Raw genomic sequence first — 18705 nt, 5'->3', positions numbered from 1 at the left:
GGGCCAGTCCCCGTCGAGCGGCTCGGGATACTGCCGGTCCGTCGCACCCACCTCCGGATACGTGAACTGCCTCATACTGCCCTGTACCTTCCGGAATCGACGAAACGCCCCGGGAATCCCCGGGACAGTTCCAGCGTATCGCTGGGAATGAGCGCCCCATCACCTCCGGGGTGGCAGGATGAGGGAACACATCCGCAGGAGGATCCATGGGACAGGTTGAACGGCAAGTCACGAAGGCAGCTGACGACGCCACCGATTCGAAGGGCTTCATCCTTGCAGCCCGAGCAGGATACATCGCCGCCGGGCTGCTCCACATTCTGATCGGCGCCATCGCCCTCCGCATTGCCTCCGGCGGGTCGGGCAGTGCCGACCAGAGCGGCGCCGTCGGGCAATTGGCGGCAAGCCCCGGCGGCGGTATTCTCCTCTGGGCATGCTTCCTCGGTTGCAGCGCCCTTGCCCTGTTCATGCTCAGCGAGGCATTTTTCGCGACGAGGCGACTCGACGGCAAGGAGAAACTGGGGCGGCAACTGAAGTTCGTAGGCCAGGCCGCGGCCTACGGGGCCATCGGCGCTACCTTCGGAATCTATGCACTCGGCGGGTCCACGAGCAGCAGCGGTTCCACGCAATCGCTCAGTGCCTCGCTGATGTCCAATCCGGCAGGGTCTGCACTGCTCATCGCGGTAGGAGTAGGTGTCATCGCCACCGGGGGTTACTTCATCTACAGCGGCGCAACCAAACGGTTCCGCAGGGACCTGGCGGCACTTCCGGGCGGCAGTACGGGGCGGGCGATCACCGCCCTCGGGTCGACCGGGTATATAGCCAAGGGCCTGGCCCTCCTGGTGCTCGGCGTGCTGCTGGTCCTGGCAACGGTACGAAACAACCCCGAGGAGTCGACGGGGATCGATGGCGCGCTGAAGTCCCTCCAGGAGCAGCCGTTCGGCATCTGGATACTCGGCGCGGTAGCCGTAGGACTCATCTGCTACGGGGCCTTTCTGGTGGTGCGTTCCCGCTACCAGCGCATGTAACCGCCGGATTACAACCCCAGCTGCGGCGCCTCGATCACCGGGCAGGCGTCCATGACGACGTCCAGCCCCGCCGCCTTCGCGCGCTCCGCCGCAGCCTCGTCGACCACTCCCAGCTGCAGCCACACGGCCCGGGCTCCTTCAGCGATCGCCTGGTCCACCACCGCGCCGACCCGCATGGAATTCACGAAGCAGTCGACGACGTCGATTTCCCCGGGGATCTCCGCGAGCGTTCGATAGCCGGTCGCACCGTGGACGTCGTCGCCCTTCAGACTGACCGGAATGATCTCCATACCGAGGTCGCGGAGGAAACGTGACACCCCCACGGCGGCGCGTCCCGGATTACCGGACAGGCCGACAACCGCCCAGCGCCCGCGGGAGGTCAGCAACCGGCGGATGAGGGCGGGGTCGTTTCGATGCGTCATGGCTCACCTTTCGTCGAATCCCGTCCAGCCTAGGCGTTGTGGCTTCGAAACACCGCCGGTGCAGGGTGTCGCTTTGTTACGGCGTCGACTTGTGGTGAAGGGGTTTCCGGGCGTTTCATTGATATTGACCATCCCGAGCGGCCGAGAGACCTGGATCAGTGAAGCCGCAGCAACCCTGGTTGTCCGTATCCCCCTGATACCGGCAATAACAAGGAGCAAGCCACGGGCACCGTACGCCGAAGGGCGCCGGCAAGGCTTGTTCCGTAGGGTGCTACCGCCAGGACCGATGGAGTAACCATGACTGTTTTGGCATCCCGCACCAGCACGACCGAAACGCGCAGCAAGCAGGCGCTCGGCGTGACTTTCTCGCAGCTCGGCCGCAGCTTCGGCGCCGCCGGGGCCCGTCAGGTGGTGCTGCGCGACATCACCGTGGACGTGAAGGCCGGCGAGATCCTCGCCATCCTGGGTACCAGCGGCTGCGGCAAGTCCACGCTGCTCCGCGCCGCGGCCGGCCTCGACATTCCCGACACCGGCGCCGTCCTGATCGACGGAACACCGGTCAACGGAATCGACGAGCGCTGCGCCGTGGCCTTCCAGGAACCGCGCCTGCTCCCCTGGCACACGCTGCAGGCGAACGTCGCCATCGGCCTGCCGAAGACCTCCAGTGCCAGTGCCGGCAAGGCCAAAGTCCTCGAGCTCCTGGATCTGGTGGGCCTGGACCGCTTCGCCAAGCACCGGCCGCGCGAGGTGTCCGGCGGCATGGCCCAGCGCACGTCGCTGGCCAGGGCGCTGGCACGCAACCCCGGCGTCCTCCTGCTCGACGAACCGTTCGGCGCCCTCGATGCGCTCACCCGGATCAGGATGCAGGACCTCCTCCTGGAGATCCACCAGGCGCAGCCCACCACGGTACTCCTGGTGACCCACGACGTCGACGAAGCCCTCCAACTCGCCGACCGGATCCTCGTGCTGGGGCGCAGGGACGACGACGGCCCGGGCTACACCATCTCGGAGCTCGTTTCCGTTCCCGGAGAGCGTCCCCGCGACCGCAACTCCGCCGAGCTCGGCGCCCTGCGCAGCTCGCTCCTGCGAATGCTGGGCGTTACCGGGCACTGACCCGCGCTCAGCTCCCGTTCGACCCCGGCATTCCTCCGGGCATCCCTCCTTCCCGCATGCCACCTCCAAAGGATTCCCATGAAACGCCGTTCGCTCATCAGTACCGCAGCCCTCGCCACAGCCCTCTCCCTGAGTCTCACCGGATGCCTTGCAGGCGAGAACGCGTCAACATCGGCCGATACCGCGGCAGCGGAGGGAGTCACCGAAGGCGGCACGCTCAACATCGACTTCGCCACCTACAACCCCCTGAGCCTCATCATCAAGGAGCAGGGCTGGCTGGAGGATGAGCTGGCCGAGCAGGACATCACCGTGAACTGGGTGCAGTCGGCCGGCTCCAACAAGGCCAACGAGGCGCTGCGTGCCGGTGCCATCGACGTGGGATCCACCGCCGGATCGGCTGCCCTGCTCGCCCGGTCGAACGGGTCGCCGATCAAGACCATCGACATCTACTCGCAGCCGGAGTGGGCTGCCCTCGTGGCGCTGCCGGGTTCGGGTATCGAGAGCGTGGAGGACCTCCGCGGCAAGTCCGTTGCAGCCACCAAGGGCACCGACCCCTACTTCTTCCTCCTGCAGGCCCTCGAATCCGCGGGCGTGGACGTGTCCGAGGTCGAGGTGCAGAACCTCCAGCACGCCGACGGGCGTGCCGCTCTTGCGAGCGGTGCGGTGGACGCCTGGTCCGGCCTGGACCCCATTATGGCGTCGGCGGAGCAGGACGGCGCCGGGCTCTTCTTCCGAGACATCGACTTCAACACCTACGGCTTCCTCAACGCCACCGAGACCTTCCTGACCGAGAAACCCGACGTCGCCCAGACGGTGGTGAATGCCTACGAAAGGGCGCGGGAATGGGCTCAGGCCAATCCCGAGGAGACCGCTGCAATCCTCGCCGACGTCGCGGGCATCGATCCGGCGGTCGCGAGTGCAGTGATTCTCGACCGCACCAACCTCGACGTCGATCCGGCCCCCGGTGATGCCCAGCGCACGGTGCTCGAGAAGATCGGTCCCGTCTTCGTCGAAACCGGCGACGTCGCCAGCCAGGAACAGATCGACGACGCACTGGACACCCTCTTCGACGACTCGCTGGTGAAGAGCGCTGATCCGGTAGCCATCGCGGCCTCCTCATGAGTGGGTTGATCGGCACCGGCAGCACGCCGGTGAACCAACAGGGCCCTGACGGGTCGGAAGCGGGAAGGACCCCCGCTCCGTCCCGGCCGGCCGGTCGCGCCGTCAACCGGCTCTCGGCCGTCCTGATCGGCCTGATCGTCCCGGCGGCCCTCCTCGTGGCGTGGCACATCAGCACCGAGACCGGCTACTTCAGTCCTGCCGAACTGCAGTCGCCGCGCGCAGTGGGAACTGCCGCCGTCGAGCTTCTCAACCGTGGCGAACTTCTCAACCACATCCTCATCTCGACGCAGCGCGTCCTTATCGGATTCCTCGCGGGTGCAGCGCTGGGCGTCGTCTTCGGCGCCCTGCTCGGGCTCTCCCGCATCGCGGACCTGCTGTTGACTCCCACGGTCGGGGCGATCCGCGCAGTGCCCTCGCTCGCGTGGGTTCCGCTGCTCATCCTGTGGATCGGCATCAACGAGGATTCGAAGGTCACGCTCATCCTGATCGGAGCCTTCTTCCCCGTCTTCACCACGCTCTACCTCGGACTGCGCCATGTGGACCGGAACCTCGTGGAGGCGGGGCGGGCCTTCGGCCTGAAAGGCATCCGGCTGCTGACCACGGTGCAGTTGCCCGCCGTCGTTCCTGCCCTCTTCTCCGGACTGCGGCTCGCCCTGGCGCAGTCGTGGCTGTTCCTCGTCGCGGCTGAACTGATCGCCTCCTCGATGGGCCTCGGGTTCCTGCTCATCGACTCACAGAACAACGGCCGGGTGGACCGCATCCTCCTGGCGATCATCCTGCTCGCGGTCATCGGCAAGACCACCGATGCCCTGCTGGGCTTGGCGGAAAGGTGGGCCGTCCGCCGATGGGCCTGAACGTCACTGAGCAGGATCCCCTACTCACCGAAGCCGCGCGCATCGCGTTCTGGGAAGAGCAGGCCCGCCGGCTCGACTGGGCCGAGGAATGGCATACCGCCCACACCTTCGAGCCTGCGCGTCCGGCGCCGGACGGCGAGCTGTCGGTGCCCGTTCTCGAATGGTTCTCGGGCGGGAAGCTCAACGTCGCCGAGAACTGCGTGGACCGGCATGTCGCCGCGGGCAACGGCAGCACAACCGCCCTGTTCTTCGAAGGCGAGCCCGGCGACCGGCGCACCGTGACCTACTCCGATCTGCAGGAGGAGGTCGCCCGCGCCGCGAACGCCCTGCTGGCCCTCGGCGTCGGGAAGGGCGACCGCGTGGTCATCTACCTTCCGGTCCTGGTGGAGACGGTGGTGGTGACCCTTGCCTGCGCCCGGATCGGAGCCGTCCACTCACTCGTCTTCGGCGGCTTCTCGGCCGAGGCACTGCGGTTCCGGGTCGAGGACACCGGGGCGAAGCTGCTCGTCACCACCGACGGGCAGTACCGCCGGGGAAAGGCAGTACCCGTCAAGGCGAACGCCGATGCCGCCGTGGCCGGCGTGGAGTCCATCGAGCACGTGCTCGTGATCTGCCGCACGGGCTCGGACATCGACTGGACACCGGAGCGCGACGTCTGGTGGCATGACGCCGTGGCGGCCGCGTCGCCGCAGCACGAGGCGGAGGCGTTCGACGCCGAAACGCCGCTGTTCATCATGTACACCTCGGGCACCACCGGGAAGCCGAAGGGCCTGGTCCACACCTCCGGCGGGTACCTGACGCAGGCCTCGTGGAGCTTCGAGCACCTCTTCAGCAATCCCGACCCGGCGCTGCGCTCCGCCGATGTCCACTGGTGCACGGCCGACCTCGCCTGGGTCACGGCCCACACCTATGAGATCTACGGCCCGCTCTCGAACGGCGCCACGCAGGTGATCTTCGAGGGGACGCCGAATACGCCGCATCCCGGCCGCCACTTCGAGGTCATCGAGCGCTACGGCGTCACCAGCTACTACACGGCTCCCACGCTGGTGCGCTCGCTCATGGGCTGGTTCCCCGACGGCGTGCCCGGGAACTACGACTTGTCGAGCATCCGCGTGCTGGGGACCGTCGGCGAGGCGGTGAACCCCGAGGCCTGGCGTTGGTTCCGCGCCAACCTCGGCCGGGGAACGGTGCCCGTGGTGGACACCTGGTGGCAGTCCGAAACGGGAGCCACGGTGCTCTCGCCCAGCCAGCTGGACGGATCCTTCAAACCGGGCTGCGCCTCGCGCGCGCTCCCCGGGGTGAGCACGCGCATCGTCGATGACGCCGGAGACCCCGTGCCGTCCGGCGTGCAGGGCCTGATCGTGGTGGACCGGCACGGCCCCGCCATGGCCCGCACCGTCTGGGGCGACCCGCAGCGCTACCTGGACTCCTACTGGCGGAAGTTCGCGGCGCAGGGCTGGTTCCTGGCAGGGGACGGCGCGAAGTACGACGACGACGGGGACACCTGGATCCTCGGCCGCGTCGACGACGTCATCAACGTGTCGGGCCACCGGCTGTCGACGATCGAGATCGAGTCAGCGCTCGTGGCGCATCCCTTCGTCACCGAGGCGGGCGTATGTCCGGTCGCGGATCCGCTCACGGGGCATGCGATCGCGGCCTTCGTCGTCCTCGCGCCCGGCGCCGACCGCTCGCAGGACATCGCCGCCGACCTGCGGGCCCACGTCACGACGGTGATCGGGGCGGTCGCCCGGCCCTCCGCCGTCGTCGTGGTGGACGATGTTCCCAAGACGCGCTCGGGCAAGATTATGCGCCGCCTGCTGACGCAGCTGTACGAGGGCGGGACGCTCGGGGACACCACCTCGCTGCAGAACGAGGACTGCATTCCGGGGATCGCGGCGGTACTGGCGAAGCGGTAGCAGGCCTACCCTGCAGCCCGTCGTTGGGCGCCGCCCGGTTCCCAATGTGACGTTCCCGGCCCGACACATTGTTGGCCGGCTACCCCGCACCCTGTCAGACTTGGACACGACCATCCCGAGCGGCCGGGAGATCCGGCTCACCGACGCCGCAGCAAACCTGGGTCCCGCAGCGCACCAACTGGAACTTCGACGACAACAAGGCAGGCGTTTGATGGCAGAAAAGACCTTCGGTTTCCGTACCCGCGCACTCCATGCCGGCGGCACCCCCGACGCGACGCACGGCGCCCGCGCAGTGCCCATCTACCAGACGACGTCGTTCGTGTTCAAGGACACCAACGACGCCGCGAACCTCTTCGCACTGCAGAAGTACGGCAACATCTACTCCCGCATCGGGAACCCCACCGTGGCCGCGTTCGAGGAGCGCATCGCCTCCCTCGAGGGCGGCATCGGAGCGGTGGCCACCGCGTCGGGCATGAGCGCGGAATTTCTCACCTTCGCCGCTCTCTGCCAGGCCGGCGATCACATCGTCGCGGCGTCCCAGCTGTACGGCGGGACGGTGACGCAGCTCGATGTCACGCTGCGCCGGTTCGGCATCGAGACCACCTTCGTTCCCGGCACCGACCCGGCAGACTACGCGGCCGCCATCCAGGACAACACGAAAGCCGTCTACGCCGAGGTCATCGCCAACCCCTCCGGCGAGATCGCCGACCTCGAAGGGCTTGCGAAGGTCGCGCACGACGCCGGGGTGCCGCTCATCGTCGACTCCACGCTGAGCACGCCGTACCTCATCCGGCCGATCGAGCACGGTGCCGACATCGTCATCCACTCCGCCACGAAGTTCATCGGCGGGCACGGCACCACGCTCGGCGGGGTGATCGTGGAGAGCGGCCGCTTCGACTGGGGCAACGGCAAGTTCCCCATGATGACCGAGCCGGTGCCCTCCTACGGCAACATCCAGTGGTGGGCCAACTTCGGCGAGTACGGGTTCCTCACGAAGCTCCGCACCGAGCAGCTGCGCGACATCGGTCCCTCGCTGTCGCCGATGTCCGCGTTCCAGCTGCTGCAGGGCGTCGAGACCCTGGCGCAGCGCCTCGACGAGCACCTCAGGAACGCGCAGGCCGTCGCCGAGTGGCTGCAGGCGGATCCCCGGATCGAGTACGTGAACTATGCGGGACTGCCGACGCATCAGCACCACGCCCGGGCGCAGAAGTACTTCCCTCACGGCCCCGGTTCGGTCTTCAGCTTCGGTGTCAGGGGCGGACGCGCAGCGGGGCAGAAGTTCATCGAGTCACTGCAGCTGGCCTCGCACCTGGCGAACGTCGGGGATTCGCGAACCCTCGTGATCCACCCCGGATCCACCACCCACCAGCAGCTTTCCGCGGATCAGCTGGCGGCGGCGGGCATCCCCGAGGACCTCGTCCGCATCTCGGTGGGACTCGAGGACCTCGAGGACATCCTGTGGGACCTCGACCAGGCCCTGGAGACTGCCGTCGAGTCGGGGGACCCGACCGACGACGCCGAGCTCCCACAGGTGCCGGCCGCAAACAACGAGCAGGACCAGTCCCGCACCAGTGCGGTAGGAGTCGGAGCATGAGCACCATCAGCGAGGAACATCCAACGGTGCCGGCCCGGACTTGGGAAGGCCCGTCGGCGCCGGAGCGGCTCAATCTGCTGCGTTCGGCCCGGTCGATCGCCATCGTCGGCGCCTCGGACAAACCGTCGCGCGCCTCGTACTTCGTGGCGACGTACCTGCAGTCGTCGTCGCCCTACCGCCTGTATTTCGTCAACCCGGTGGCCAGGGAGATCCTCGGCCAACCTGCCTACGCGTCGCTGGCCGACCTCCCGGAAGTGCCCGACGTCGTCGATGTGTTCCGCAGGCACGATGACCTGCCGTCGGTGCTTGCCGAGGCGCGCGACGTGGGAGCGGGAACCCTGTGGCTGCAGCTCGGCTCCTGGCATGAGGACGTGGCGCGGGAAGCGGAAACTGCGGGCATGAACGTGGTGATGGACCGCTGCATCAAGATAGAGCACGCGAGGTTCCACGGAGGGCTCAATCTCGCCGGCTTCAACACCGGCGTCATTTCCTCGAAGCGGCAGATCACGACCTGACCAGCTGCTGAACGCGGCGCTGGAAAGCCGCACCGGCGATGAAAAGGCCGCACCGGGGCCTGATGGGGGTCAGCTCCGGTGCGGCACTTCGTTCCCCAGCATAGGTGAACCCGTGGTGAACGCGGCCAGCGGCGTGCCGGTCAGAGCGACTCGACGATCTCGCTGTTGCGGGCAAAGCGGCGGTTCCTCAGGACGGGCAGGAACTCGCGGACGTCGTCGACCCTGCGCCGGGTCACCTCCGTGGTGACGACTCCGCGCTCCTCGTCCTCGAGGTGAACGTGCGCAACGCCCATCGGGTCGAGGATGGCGGAGTGGCCGATCGTGTGCCCGCTCGAGGTTCCGGCGGCGGCCACCCATACTGTGTTCTCGATGGCCCGCGCCTTCAACAGGGTCTCCCAATGTTCAACCTTGTGTTCGCCCTTGAACCAGGCCGCGGGGACGCAGATGAGGTCAGCCCCGGCGTCGGCCAGCGCCCGCGCCTGTTCGGGAAACCGGACGTCGTAGCAGGTCATGAGGCCCACCGACATGTCTCCCACCGGCACCACCGTGATGCCGCCGTCACCCGGCTTGATCCGGTTGGACTCCCGGTAGCTGAAGGCGTCGTACAGGTGCAGCTTCCGGTAGGTGTCCGCGATCCGGCCCGTGCTGTCGATCAGGACGAGCGTGTTGAACGGGCGCTCCTCCCCGCTGGACTCATAGCCACCGGCCACGACGGCGATGCCGTGCTCGGCGGCGATGAAGGACAGTTGCTGCACAAAACCGGTCCAGTTGGCGTCGACCGCGGCCTCGAGCGGACCCTCGACCTTCCCGATCGAGAACATCGATTCCTCGGGAAAGACTATGAGGTCCGATCCCTCGGCGCTCGCCTCCGCAGCGAGCCCGCGCATCACCTCGAGATTGGCGGCGGTATCCCCACCCGGCCGGAACTGCCCTACGCTGACCAACATTCGTGCCGCCCTAACTCCACCGATGACGTTTGCTTCCAGCCTACAGACTTGCCACCCTTTTCCTCCGGGCGCGTTGTTACGGTTAGGTCATGAAGAAATCGCGGATCATCCCCGGCCCGGGCCAGGAAAGCGTGTGGGACTACCCCCGGCCACCACGGGTCGAGCAGCTTGCCGAGAAGATCGTGGTGCGTTTCGGAGGAGTTCTCATCGCGGAAACGACCAGCGCCGTCCGGGTGCTCGAGACAAGCCATCCTCCGGTCTACTACCTGCCGCTGGCCGATTTCGCGCCCGGCGCACTGGTGCCCGCCGCGGGCACCAGCTTCTGCGAATTCAAGGGGGAAGCGGCCTATTTCGACGTCGTGGCCGGCGCCTCACGCGCCCTGCGCGCAGCGTGGACCTACCCCCGGCCGGTACACGGCTACGGGGATCTGGCAACGCGGGCCGCCATCTATCCCAGCAGGATGGACAGCTGCGAGGTCGACGGCGAGACGGTACAGGCGCAGGACGGAGACTTCTACGGCGGCTGGATCACCGCAGCGATCGTCGGCCCGTTCAAGGGAGCCCCCGGCACCTGGGGCTGGTAGCGGAGCGTTATCAGCCCGCGATAAGGTCGTTGACCACGATGGTCTGGTCGCGGTCGGGGCCCACACCGATGGCCGAGAACCTCGTACCGGACATCTTCTCGAGGGCACGCACGTAGGCCTGAGCATTGTCGGGCAGGTCCTCGATCGTGCGGGCCGTCGTGATGTCCTCGGTCCAGCCGTCGAAGTACTCGAAGACGGGCTTCGCGTGGTGGAACTCGGTCTGCGTCATGGGCATCTCATCGTGCCGCACGCCGTCGACGTCGTAAGCCACGCAGACGGGAATCCGCTCGATGCCGGTGAGGACGTCGAGCTTGGTCACGAAGTAATCGGTGAAGCCGTTGACGCGGGAGGCGTGACGGGCCAGCACGGCGTCGTACCAGCCGCAGCGCCGGGGGCGGCCGGTGTTGACTCCGAACTCGCCGCCCTTCTTCTGCAGATACAGGCCCATGTCGTCGAAGAGCTCCGTGGGGAACGGACCGGCACCCACGCGCGTCGTGTAGGCCTTGATGATGCCCACCGCGCGGCTGATCCGGGTGGGGCCGATGCCCGAGCCCACCGACGCGCCGCCCGCGGTGGGGTTCGACGACGTCACGAAGGGGTAGGTGCCGTGGTCCACGTCGAGGAAGGTGGCCTGGCCGCCCTCCATGAGGACCACCTTGCCGGCGTCGAGCGCCTGGTTGAGGACGAACGTGGAGTCGATGACCAGCGGCCGCAGGCGTTCCGCGAAAGCCAGGAAGTACTCGACCACCTCGTCCACCTCGACGTCGCGGCGGTTGTAGACCTTGACCAGCAGTTCGTTCTTCTGCTTGAGCGAACCCTCGACCTTCTGGCGGAGGATCGACTCGTCGAAGACGTCCTGGACGCGGAGGCCCAGCCTCGCCACCTTGTCCATGTAGGCGGGGCCGATGCCGCGTCCCGTGGTGCCGATGGCGCGCTTGCCGAGGAAACGTTCGGTGACCTTGTCGAGGACCTGGTGGTAGGGGGCCACGAGGTGGGCGTTCGCCGACACGCGCAGCTTCGAGGTGTCCGCGCCGCGCGCCTGGAGGCCGTCGATCTCCTCGAAGAGTGCCTCGAGGTTGATCACGCAGCCGTTGCCGATGATCGGAATGGCGTTGGGGCTGAGGATACCGGCGGGAAGGAGCTTCAGCTCGTACTTCTCACCACCCACCACCACCGTGTGGCCGGCGTTGTTGCCGCCGTTGGGCTTGACGACGTAGTCGACGCGCCCTCCGAGCAGATCGGTTGCCTTGCCCTTACCCTCGTCGCCCCACTGGGCTCCGACAATCACGATTGCTGGCATGGGATCCTCCCCCAATCGTCACGGATCCTCGGGTCCCCGTTCCGGGGCCCGCCTGGAGCCATGCATGAGAACGCCCCAAGGATTCTTGCCGTTTCCGGCGCGGACCCTGGGGCTCTTACTCCCCGAGTTTAGCCGAGCAGGCAAGGGGCCGTCGAAAGGGGCCGGAGGCGGGTGCCCGGTCGGGCAGAATGGGGCCATGGATCGATTCGTTGGACACATCGCCGGCATCGGCACAGCGGCGGGGACCCGGCTGGTGGTGGGCCTGTGGGACTCGTCCCGCTTCGGACGGTTCGCCGACGTGATGGTCGAGACCGCGGCCGGCCACCGGACGCTGCTCGCTCCGGAGCGCGGCATCGCCGACTACGTGCGTGCCACCTACACCTTCGACGAGGTCGTCATCACGCCGGTGACGTGGACGCTCACCCGTCAGCAGCTGACCCTCGACGCGGGGGTGCTTCGGCTTTCGGCCGACATCGGCCGGACGACGGTTCTCGGACGCGCGCTCGCGCTCATCCCGGCGCGGCTTGCCGCCAGCCCGCGCTGGCTCACGCTGGTCAATCCGCTGGCCCGCATGATGATGAAGGGTGTCCGCACCGCTGGGTCCGCAGGCAACGGCCGGCGGGAGTACTACGGGGTGCTCTCCATCCGCTCCATCACGGGCGCTTCAGCGTCCTGGAACGGTCAGGACCTCGGCGCCCTCGCGCCCGTGACCCCACCCGTGCGTTTCGGATTCAGCTCGGCTCCGCCGGCGCCGGCCCTGGTGGCGGTGGTGACGACGATTCTTCACGCCACGGGACAAGCTGCCTAGTGGCCCGGGTTCATCTGCTCCAGGTACTTCCGGACAGCGTCCTCGGGAACTCGGTAGGAGCGCCCGAACCGGATGCTGTTCATGGCCCCCGACTGGACCATGCGGTAAACCGTCATCTTCGATACCCGCATCAGTGCGGCCACCTCGGACACTGTGTAGAGCTCTCCCGTAACAACTCCAGCAAGCGACATCGTGTACCTTTCGTCTCCTGAAACACGTTGGTTGACTCCTTTAACTGTGGACTCGTGATTGAAGGTTGCACAACCGTCATTGCTACCTGTTTCTACCCGGTCTGACCAAGTAGTCCGACGCCGCACTACGGGCATCCCGCGTCCTTCACTGGACTTTGAGGGCAAAAAGGGAGCCACCGGAATGGTGGCTCCCTTTTTCTGGTACGGCGTGGTATGTGTTAGAGGTTGTGCGCCGGTCGTTACGACCCCAGCTGTGCGCTCGCTTCCGGATCGGAGTCCCGGAGGAGCGCCGCAATCCGTTCTGCTTCCTCTATCTCGCCGATCGACGCCGCGGCACGCCCGAGCGCGTAGAGCGCCCGGAGGAAGCCGCGGTTCGGCTCATGGGAGTAGGGCACCGGACCGGTTCCGCGCCACCCGCTGCGGCGCAGGGAATCGAGCCCGCGGTGGTAGCCGGTGCGCGCGTAGGCGTAGGACTCGATGGTGCGGCCCTCCGCGTACGCCTCGTCCGCGAGGATGGCCCAGACCAGGGACGACGTCGGGTGCCGGGCCGCGAGGTCGACGGCTTCATCTCCGGCCGCCAATCGCTGCAGAACCTCCGGCTCCTCGGGAAGGTAGGTGGGCTCGGGGCCCATCAGGTTCTTGCGGAAGCTGTCCGACATGTCCTAGAGCTTCTTTCCGGCCGAGCCGAGCGACGCGGCGGCCTCGACCACCCGGGCCGCGAGCCCTGCCTCGGCGGAAGCTCCCCAGACGCGGGGATCGTAGACCTTCTTGTTCCCGACCTCGCCGTCGACCTTGAGCACGCCGTCGTAGTTGCGCAGCATGTGGTCGGCAACCGGGCGGGTGAAGGCGTACTGGGTGTCGGTGTCGATGTTCATCTTGATGACGCCGTAGGACACGGCATCGGCGATCTCCTGCTCGCTGGAGCCGGAGCCCCCGTGGAATACGAGGTCGAAGGGCTTGTCCCTGCCGAGCTTTCCGCCCACCTTGTCCTGGATGTCCTTGAGGATCGCGGGGCGCAGCTTCACGCCGCCCGGCTTGTAGACGCCGTGCACGTTGCCGAAGGTGAGCGCCGTCAGGTACCGGCCATGCTCACCCGCGCCGAGTGCGTCGATCGTCGCCAGGGCATCCTCGACCGTGGTGTACAGCTTGTCATTGATGGCGTTCTCCACGCCGTCCTCCTCGCCCCCGACAGTGCCGATCTCCACCTCGAGGATGATCTTCGCGGCAGCCGCGCGGGGCAGGATCTCGCGGGCGATGCGCAGGTTCTCCTCGAGCGTCTCAGCCGAACCGTCCCACATGTGCGACTGGAAGATGGGATTCCCGCCGTTCCGGACGGCCTCCTCCGACGCCGCGAGCAGCGGCAGCACAAAGCCGTCCAGCTTGTCCTTGGGACAGTGGTCCGTGTGGAGCGCGATATTCACGTCGTACTTCTTGGCAACCTCATGGGCGAAGGCGGCGAAGCCCAACGAACCTGCCACCATGTCCTTGACGCTCGCACCGGACCAGTAGGCCGCACCGCCCGTGGAGACCTGCACGATGCCGTCGGATCCCGCCTCGGCGAAACCCCGCATGGCGGCGTTCAGTGTCTGGGAGGAGGTGACGTTCACAGCCGGGTAAGCAAATCCGCCCGCCTTCGCACGGTCGATCATGTCGGCGTAGACCTCAGGTGTGGCAATTGGCATGCTGCTGACTCCTTCATGGATGGGAACTGCTTGCTTCATCCTAGCGATCAGGGCCTGACCGCGCAGGGTTCACGCCGCCGACGAACCTGCGGTCAGCCGACGGCCGCCGCGCCCGGGAACGCCATCAGACCGGCTGCGCGAAGACGTGCCGGCGCACCCAGCCGTGCATCGCGATGGCCGCAGCGGCTGAGGCGTTCATGGACCGCGTCGACCCGAACTGCGCAATGGACAGGGTCGCATCGGCGGCGGCGTGGATGTCCTCCGTCAGGCCGGGGCCCTCCTGCCCGAACACGAGGACGCACCTCTCGGGAAGCTCATAGGTCTCGAGCGGCACCGAATCGGGGAAATTGTCGATTCCCACGATCCGCAGGCCCTCACCCTGTGCCCAGGCGACGAACTCCTCCACGGTGGAATGGTGCCGCACATGCTGGTAGCGGTCGGTGACCATCGCACCGCGCCGGTTCCACCGGCGTCGTCCGATGATGTGGACCTCCTTCGCGAGGAACGCGTTGGCCGTTCGGACCACCGAGCCGATGTTCAGGTCGTGCTGCCAGTTTTCGATGGCCACGTGGAACGGGTGCCGCCGGGTGTCGAGGTCGGCGACGATCGCCTCGTGCCTCCAGTACCGGTAGGCGTCCACCACATTGCGTGTATCCCCCGCGGCCAGCAGTTCCTCATCCCACTGCCCGCCCTCCGGCCACTCGCCCTCCCAGGGGCCGACGCCGACGGCAGGCGCGGGCTCCGGCGGCTTCGTGCCGGGCACGGCAACCTCGATGCTCTCTTTCACCACTCCAGCCTAAGGTGAAAGACTGGGCCTGATCGTCAGCATCCCCACCAGCGAAGGAAGCCCATGCGGGAGAACGAACACATCGAATGCTGGCTCACCGACATGGACGGCGTGCTCGTTCACGAGAACTCCGCCATTCCCGGTGCGGCCGAGCTCATCGACCGCTGGGTGGCCACCTCGAAACGCTTCCTCGTGCTGACCAACAACTCGATCTACACTCCGAGGGACCTCGCCGCTCGGCTGAAATCCTCCGGGCTCGAGATTCCCGAGGAGAACCTGTGGACCTCGGCCCTGGCCACGGCGCAGTTCCTCAAGGACCAGCTTCCCGGAGGCCGCGCCTACGTGATCGGCGAGGCCGGGCTGACCACGGCGCTGCACGAAGCGGGCTTCGTCCTCACCGACTCCACTCCCGACTACGTGGTGCTCGGCGAAACCCGCACGTACTCCTTCGAGGCGATCACCAAGGCGGTCCGGCTGATCCTCGACGGCGCCCGCTTCATCGCCACCAACCCCGATGTCACGGGGCCCTCGAAGGAGGGCCCGCTTCCCGCCACCGGCGCGATCGCCGCCATGATCACCGCCGCGACCAACCGGGCCCCCTACATTGTCGGCAAGCCCAATCCCATGATGTTCCGCTCCGCCATGAACCAGATCGACGCGCACTCGGAAACGACGGCGATGATCGGGGACCGGATGGACACCGACATCATCGCGGGCATGGAGGCCGGGCTCCACACGGTCCTCGTCCTCAGCGGCATCACCCAGCGCAGCGACATCGACGCCTACCCCTTCCGGCCGGCCCAGATCCTCGACTCCGTGGCCGACCTCATCGATCAGGTCTAGATAGCCGACATCAGATAGCCGACTTCCGCCCGCCGCCGGCCGGCAGCGGGATCAGTTCGTCCTGGATGGTCTGGACGACCGTCCGGTAGATCAGCGGATTCCACTGGGGGCTCGCGTGGGCGGGGAGGGCGCCGGTGGTCACGAGGTCGGCCGAAACCATATGCTCCGGGAACGCCGCGGCCCACCCGGGGCGTGCGAGCGCGTAATTGACGACGGCGTCGTTCGGGTTGCCGATGAACGCCATGCGGGCCTCCCCGAGCGCGCCCGCGAAGCGCCCGACATTGAAGCGGTAGATGTAGGAGGCCTGGGACTGGATGAGGGCGCTGCTGGGGGCCAGGGGTGAGAGCTGTTCAAGAGTCTGGTCCACGATCTGGCGCCACGAGCGCTCATTCTTGTGGACGATCCGCTCACCGAGCTCATAACCGCCGCGCACCACGATGGGTACCCGGTATCCGGCCTCGTAGAGGAAGACCACGCCCTCGAACATCCGCTGGTCCAGCACGTCGTCCCGGCCGTGCGGGCTCGAGTCGAGCAGGATCAGTTCCACCGGGATTCCCCGCTCCGCGAGGCGCGCCGCCACCTCGACCGCCACCATGCCGCCGAAGCTGTGGCCGTACAAATACAGCTTCTCCAGCTGGAAATTCCGCACGTACCGGTTCATCGCCGCCACGATGTTGTTGATGTCCAGGCCCCGGTTCGAGTAGCCCACCACAGCCATCCGGCCGCGCCGCGACAGTGTCGGCCGGAGGGAGTTGAGGATCCAGAGGCCCTCCTCCCAGCTGGTCTTGTACCCCGGGAAGAGGACCCAGCTCGCGTCGGGGAAACTGGTGCCGGCCGAGTCGTCATCGAGCGGCAAAATGCGCAGTTCCTCGCGTTGCCGCTGGATGCGCCGGGTCACTGCGAGGTCCGCGGCGAGTGTCACCCCCAGTCCGGAGCCGATCAGGAATGCCCTCCGGGAGAAGCCGGAGAGGTCGCTCGAGGAGGCAAGGAACCGCTCTGCATCACCGGTCATGCAGGCCCTTCCTCCCACCCAGGACGACGATCAGGCCGCTAGGCGAGACCGAGCTCGTCCTTCCCGAACGCGAAGAGATAGGGGACCCCCGCTTCGGTTTCGATCCGCTCCTTCGAGCCGGTGCTGCGGTCCACGATGACGGCGACGGCCTGCACCTCGCCGCCGGCCTTCCGCACGCCCTCGACGGCCGTCAGCGCCGACCCGCCGGTTGTGGAGGTGTCCTCGAGGACGACGACGGGGCGGCCCGCGACGTCGGGTCCCTCCACCTGGCGCGCCATCCCGTACGTCTTCTGTGCCTTGCGCACCACGAACGCATCGACGGCACGGCCTGCCTGGGAGGCAGCGTGCATCACGGCGGTGCCCACCGGGTCCGCCCCCATGGTCAGGCCGCCGGCGCTCCGGAACCGGATGCCGGCGTCGTCGAGCAGTGCCAGCATCACCCGTCCCACCAGGGCCGAGGCCTCGGAGTGCAGCGTGACGCGGCGCAGGTCGATGTAGTAGTCGGCCTCGATGCCACTGGAAAGCGTCACCTTCTCGTGCACGACGGCGAGCTCCTTGATCAGCTCAAGGAGCCGGGCGCGGTCGGAGGGGGCGGAGGAAGTATCTGCGGTCATGCGGCCAGTCTATCGACGGCGGGCAGGCCTGCCGGCCGGTGTGGTCACGGAGCCGACAGTGTCGCGGCCTCGATCGATTCCGGCGACAGCACGTGGGCTATGGCCATCGCCGCGGCGCCCGAGACACCGGCCCGTTCACCCGACACCGAGGGGACGATCCGCAGGTGCTCGGTCGCCAGGGGAAGCGACCGCCGGTAGACCACTTCGCGGATCCCCGCCAGCAGGTGTTCCCCGGCCGAGGCCATAATGCCGCCCACCACGATGACCGACGGGTTGATGAGGTTCACGCAGGTGGCCAGGACGTCCCCGATGTCGCGCCCCGCCTGGCGGATCACCTGGATCGCCGCGGCATCACCGGCGCGTACGAGGGAAATGACCTCGCTGCCCGAGGAGAGCCGGTGCCCGGTGCCGGTACTGAGTGCCGCCGCGAGCGCCGGACCGCCGGCCACCGCTTCAAGGCACCCGGTATTCCCACACCTGCACGGCAACTCGCCGCCGCGGAGGATCCGGACATGGCCCAGATCGCCCGCCGTGCCCTGGGCGCCGCGCTGCAGTGTCCCGCCGGAGATGATTCCGGCGCCGATTCCGGTTGCCACCTTGATGAACATCAGGTCACCCGTGTCACGCCAGTTGGCGTTCTGTTCCCCCAGGGCCATGATGTTCACGTCGTTGTCCACGAGCACGGGAACGCGGTACGCCCGCTGCACCATCGCCGGAACGTCGAACCTGTCCCAGCCGGGCATGATCGGCGGATTGATGGGCCGGCCGGTGTCGTGCTCCACCGGACCGGGGAGGCCGATGCCGATGGCCGCGAGTTCGCCCGTGTCGCGCTGTCCGGCCGCCAGAAGCCGGGACACGGCCCCGATCAGCCAGCCGAGGACGGTTTCCGGGCCCTCGGAGATGTCGAGTTCCGTCCGCTCGGAGCCGAGCTCGGTACCCGCCAGGTCGGAGAGGATGACCAGCGCGTGCGTGGCCCCGAGATCAGCGCCGATCACCACGCGCGCGGCCGGGTTGAGGGCGAACAATGACGGCGGGCGGCCACCGGTGGAAGCGCCGCCTCCATAGGGAGCCACATATCCGAGTTCCATCAGGGTGTCCACGCGCGACGCCACGGTGGACCGGGCGAGCCCTGTGAGCTGCGCCAGTTCGGCGCGGGTACGGGGCTGCCCGTCGCGCAGCAACTGGAAGATCTCGCTCGCACCGGGGGCGGGAGGAGCAGCACGTACCCCCTGTGGAACCGCGGTAACCCCTGCCCCCTGCATCTGCGTCGTGGTCAGCATTCCTGAAGTAAACCACGTCCGGCACCCGGCTATCCATCGCCAACACGCGACTTTTGTAGTTCTATCGACAAAAGTCGCTTCGTTGTGTCACAGTGA

At 67.4% G+C, this 18705-nt stretch carries 20 protein-coding genes; 10 read left to right on the top strand and 10 right to left on the bottom strand.

The features are described 5' to 3' along the window. Positions 1-206: 206 nt before the first annotated feature. Positions 207-1025, top strand: coding sequence for a DUF1206 domain-containing protein (locus Y704_RS0108060; protein ID WP_026549748.1), 819 nt, complete (start codon positions 207-209; stop codon positions 1023-1025). An 8-nt stretch (positions 1026-1033) separates the two neighbouring features. Here Y704_RS0108060 and Y704_RS0108055 read toward each other — a convergent pair whose 3' ends face one another. After that, positions 1034-1447 carry a CoA-binding protein gene (locus Y704_RS0108055; RefSeq protein WP_026549747.1) on the bottom strand — a complete coding sequence of 138 codons (414 nt, stop codon included), beginning with the start codon at positions 1445-1447 and terminating at the stop codon, positions 1034-1036. A 297-nt stretch (positions 1448-1744) separates the two neighbouring features. Between Y704_RS0108055 and Y704_RS0108050 the strand changes: the two genes are divergently transcribed. The 6 genes from Y704_RS0108050 (at position 1745) to Y704_RS0108025 (ending at position 8561) form a co-directional block, all read left to right on the top strand. Then, positions 1745-2560: an ABC transporter ATP-binding protein gene (locus Y704_RS0108050; protein WP_026549746.1), complete on the top strand. Its 816-nt coding sequence runs from the start codon at positions 1745-1747 to the stop codon at positions 2558-2560. 78 nt (positions 2561-2638) lie between these two features. Further along, positions 2639-3682 carry an aliphatic sulfonate ABC transporter substrate-binding protein gene (locus Y704_RS0108045; protein WP_026549745.1) on the top strand — a complete coding sequence of 348 codons (1044 nt, stop codon included), beginning with the start codon at positions 2639-2641 and terminating at the stop codon, positions 3680-3682. After that, positions 3679-4536 carry an ABC transporter permease gene (locus Y704_RS0108040; protein WP_026549744.1) on the top strand — a complete coding sequence of 286 codons (858 nt, stop codon included), beginning with the start codon at positions 3679-3681 and terminating at the stop codon, positions 4534-4536. The genes Y704_RS0108045 and Y704_RS0108040 overlap by 4 nt, the downstream gene beginning before the upstream one ends. Beyond that, the gene (acs, locus tag Y704_RS19800; protein ID WP_051476820.1) at positions 4527-6452 is read left to right on the top strand and encodes an acetate--CoA ligase; all 1926 of its coding nucleotides are present in this window, start codon (positions 4527-4529) and stop codon (positions 6450-6452) included. Before Y704_RS0108040 ends, acs begins: the two co-directional genes overlap by 10 nt. 211 nt (positions 6453-6663) lie before the next feature. Beyond that, on the top strand, positions 6664-8046 hold the full coding sequence (locus Y704_RS19795) for an O-acetylhomoserine aminocarboxypropyltransferase/cysteine synthase family protein (RefSeq protein WP_081747480.1): 1383 nt from the start codon (positions 6664-6666) through the stop codon (positions 8044-8046). Next, a complete protein-coding gene (locus Y704_RS0108025; protein WP_035771971.1) occupies positions 8043-8561 on the top strand; it encodes a CoA-binding protein in 519 nt (172 codons plus the stop codon). Before Y704_RS19795 ends, Y704_RS0108025 begins: the two co-directional genes overlap by 4 nt. A 140-nt stretch (positions 8562-8701) precedes the next feature. Here the strand turns inward: Y704_RS0108025 and Y704_RS0108020 are convergent, their stop codons facing one another. Beyond that, positions 8702-9508 (bottom strand): carbon-nitrogen hydrolase family protein, encoded by an 807-nt coding sequence (locus tag Y704_RS0108020; protein ID WP_026549742.1) that lies wholly within the window; start codon positions 9506-9508, stop codon positions 8702-8704. A gap of 89 nt (positions 9509-9597) precedes the next feature. On the opposite strand from Y704_RS0108020, the gene Y704_RS0108015 reads away from it, so the two are divergent. Then, positions 9598-10092 (top strand): DUF427 domain-containing protein, encoded by a 495-nt coding sequence (locus tag Y704_RS0108015; RefSeq protein ID WP_026549741.1) that lies wholly within the window; start codon positions 9598-9600, stop codon positions 10090-10092. A gap of 10 nt (positions 10093-10102) precedes the next feature. Here the strand turns inward: Y704_RS0108015 and Y704_RS0108010 are convergent, their stop codons facing one another. Beyond that, positions 10103-11392: an adenylosuccinate synthase gene (locus Y704_RS0108010; protein WP_026549740.1), complete on the bottom strand. Its 1290-nt coding sequence runs from the start codon at positions 11390-11392 to the stop codon at positions 10103-10105. Positions 11393-11588: 196 nt separating this feature from the next. Between Y704_RS0108010 and Y704_RS0108005 the strand changes: the two genes are divergently transcribed. Beyond that, the gene (locus tag Y704_RS0108005; RefSeq protein WP_026549739.1) at positions 11589-12200 is read left to right on the top strand and encodes a hypothetical protein; all 612 of its coding nucleotides are present in this window, start codon (positions 11589-11591) and stop codon (positions 12198-12200) included. On the opposite strand, the gene Y704_RS19790 is transcribed toward Y704_RS0108005, so the two are convergent. From Y704_RS19790 to Y704_RS0107985, 4 genes are all read right to left on the bottom strand, one after another. Beyond that, positions 12197-12391: a helix-turn-helix domain-containing protein gene (locus tag Y704_RS19790; protein WP_035771970.1), complete on the bottom strand. Its 195-nt coding sequence runs from the start codon at positions 12389-12391 to the stop codon at positions 12197-12199. The genes Y704_RS0108005 and Y704_RS19790 overlap by 4 nt on opposite strands. Before the next feature lie 239 nt (positions 12392-12630). Then, complete coding sequence (locus Y704_RS0107995; RefSeq protein ID WP_026549738.1) at positions 12631-13050, bottom strand: DUF3151 domain-containing protein; 420 nt, start codon at positions 13048-13050, stop codon at positions 12631-12633. Between the two features lie 3 nt (positions 13051-13053). Continuing rightward, entirely contained in the window at positions 13054-14073 is a 1020-nt protein-coding gene (gene fbaA, locus Y704_RS0107990) for a class II fructose-bisphosphate aldolase (protein ID WP_026549737.1), read from the bottom strand. A gap of 124 nt (positions 14074-14197) precedes the next feature. Then, complete coding sequence (locus Y704_RS0107985; protein WP_051476819.1) at positions 14198-14860, bottom strand: TrmH family RNA methyltransferase; 663 nt, start codon at positions 14858-14860, stop codon at positions 14198-14200. 63 nt (positions 14861-14923) lie between these two features. On the opposite strand from Y704_RS0107985, the gene Y704_RS0107980 reads away from it, so the two are divergent. Continuing rightward, entirely contained in the window at positions 14924-15703 is a 780-nt protein-coding gene (locus Y704_RS0107980) for an HAD-IIA family hydrolase (protein ID WP_026549735.1), read from the top strand. Between the two features lie 10 nt (positions 15704-15713). Here the strand turns inward: Y704_RS0107980 and Y704_RS0107975 are convergent, their stop codons facing one another. Genes Y704_RS0107975 through Y704_RS0107965 form a run of 3 tightly spaced genes read right to left on the bottom strand, consistent with a single transcriptional unit; the run spans position 15714 to position 18609 of the window. After that, a complete protein-coding gene (locus Y704_RS0107975) occupies positions 15714-16715 on the bottom strand; it encodes an alpha/beta fold hydrolase (protein WP_026549734.1) in 1002 nt (333 codons plus the stop codon). A 38-nt stretch (positions 16716-16753) separates the two neighbouring features. Beyond that, positions 16754-17329 (bottom strand): orotate phosphoribosyltransferase, encoded by a 576-nt coding sequence (pyrE, locus tag Y704_RS0107970; protein ID WP_026549733.1) that lies wholly within the window; start codon positions 17327-17329, stop codon positions 16754-16756. 44 nt (positions 17330-17373) lie between these two features. Then, positions 17374-18609, bottom strand: coding sequence for an ROK family transcriptional regulator (locus Y704_RS0107965; protein WP_026549732.1), 1236 nt, complete (start codon positions 18607-18609; stop codon positions 17374-17376). Positions 18610-18705: the final 96 nt, after the last annotated feature.

The organism is Arthrobacter sp. Br18 (assembly GCF_000520555.1).
Classification (GTDB): domain Bacteria; phylum Actinomycetota; class Actinomycetes; order Actinomycetales; family Micrococcaceae; genus Arthrobacter_D.
The sequence above is the reverse complement of the archived record's forward strand: the minus strand, read 5'-3'. Positions and strand labels throughout refer to the sequence as shown.

Bases quoted from the DNA above. Each gene is read 5' to 3' on its own strand.
- Y704_RS0107995 (WP_026549738.1), bottom strand. From the start codon at position 13,050: ATGTCGGACAGCTTCCGCAAGAACCTGATGGGCCCCGAGCCCACCTAC.
- pyrE (WP_026549733.1), bottom strand. From the start codon at position 17,329: ATGACCGCAGATACTTCCTCCGCCCCCTCCGACCGCGCCCGGCTCCTT.
- Y704_RS0108025 (WP_035771971.1), top strand. From the start codon at position 8,043: ATGAGCACCATCAGCGAGGAACATCCAACGGTGCCGGCCCGGACTTGG.
- Y704_RS0108055 (WP_026549747.1), bottom strand. From the start codon at position 1,447: ATGACGCATCGAAACGACCCCGCCCTCATCCGCCGGTTGCTGACCTCC.
- Y704_RS0108005 (WP_026549739.1), top strand. From the start codon at position 11,589: ATGGATCGATTCGTTGGACACATCGCCGGCATCGGCACAGCGGCGGGG.
- Y704_RS0108040 (WP_026549744.1), top strand. From the start codon at position 3,679: ATGAGTGGGTTGATCGGCACCGGCAGCACGCCGGTGAACCAACAGGGC.
- Y704_RS19795 (WP_081747480.1), top strand. From the start codon at position 6,664: ATGGCAGAAAAGACCTTCGGTTTCCGTACCCGCGCACTCCATGCCGGC.
- Y704_RS0108050 (WP_026549746.1), top strand. From the start codon at position 1,745: ATGACTGTTTTGGCATCCCGCACCAGCACGACCGAAACGCGCAGCAAG.
- acs (WP_051476820.1), top strand. From the start codon at position 4,527: ATGGGCCTGAACGTCACTGAGCAGGATCCCCTACTCACCGAAGCCGCG.
- Y704_RS0107965 (WP_026549732.1), bottom strand. From the start codon at position 18,609: ATGCTGACCACGACGCAGATGCAGGGGGCAGGGGTTACCGCGGTTCCA.
- Y704_RS0108010 (WP_026549740.1), bottom strand. From the start codon at position 11,392: ATGCCAGCAATCGTGATTGTCGGAGCCCAGTGGGGCGACGAGGGTAAG.
- Y704_RS0107975 (WP_026549734.1), bottom strand. From the start codon at position 16,715: ATGACCGGTGATGCAGAGCGGTTCCTTGCCTCCTCGAGCGACCTCTCC.
- fbaA (WP_026549737.1), bottom strand. From the start codon at position 14,073: ATGCCAATTGCCACACCTGAGGTCTACGCCGACATGATCGACCGTGCG.
- Y704_RS0108020 (WP_026549742.1), bottom strand. From the start codon at position 9,508: ATGTTGGTCAGCGTAGGGCAGTTCCGGCCGGGTGGGGATACCGCCGCC.
- Y704_RS0108015 (WP_026549741.1), top strand. From the start codon at position 9,598: ATGAAGAAATCGCGGATCATCCCCGGCCCGGGCCAGGAAAGCGTGTGG.
- Y704_RS0107980 (WP_026549735.1), top strand. From the start codon at position 14,924: ATGCGGGAGAACGAACACATCGAATGCTGGCTCACCGACATGGACGGC.
- Y704_RS0108045 (WP_026549745.1), top strand. From the start codon at position 2,639: ATGAAACGCCGTTCGCTCATCAGTACCGCAGCCCTCGCCACAGCCCTC.
- Y704_RS19790 (WP_035771970.1), bottom strand. From the start codon at position 12,391: ATGTCGCTTGCTGGAGTTGTTACGGGAGAGCTCTACACAGTGTCCGAG.
- Y704_RS0108060 (WP_026549748.1), top strand. From the start codon at position 207: ATGGGACAGGTTGAACGGCAAGTCACGAAGGCAGCTGACGACGCCACC.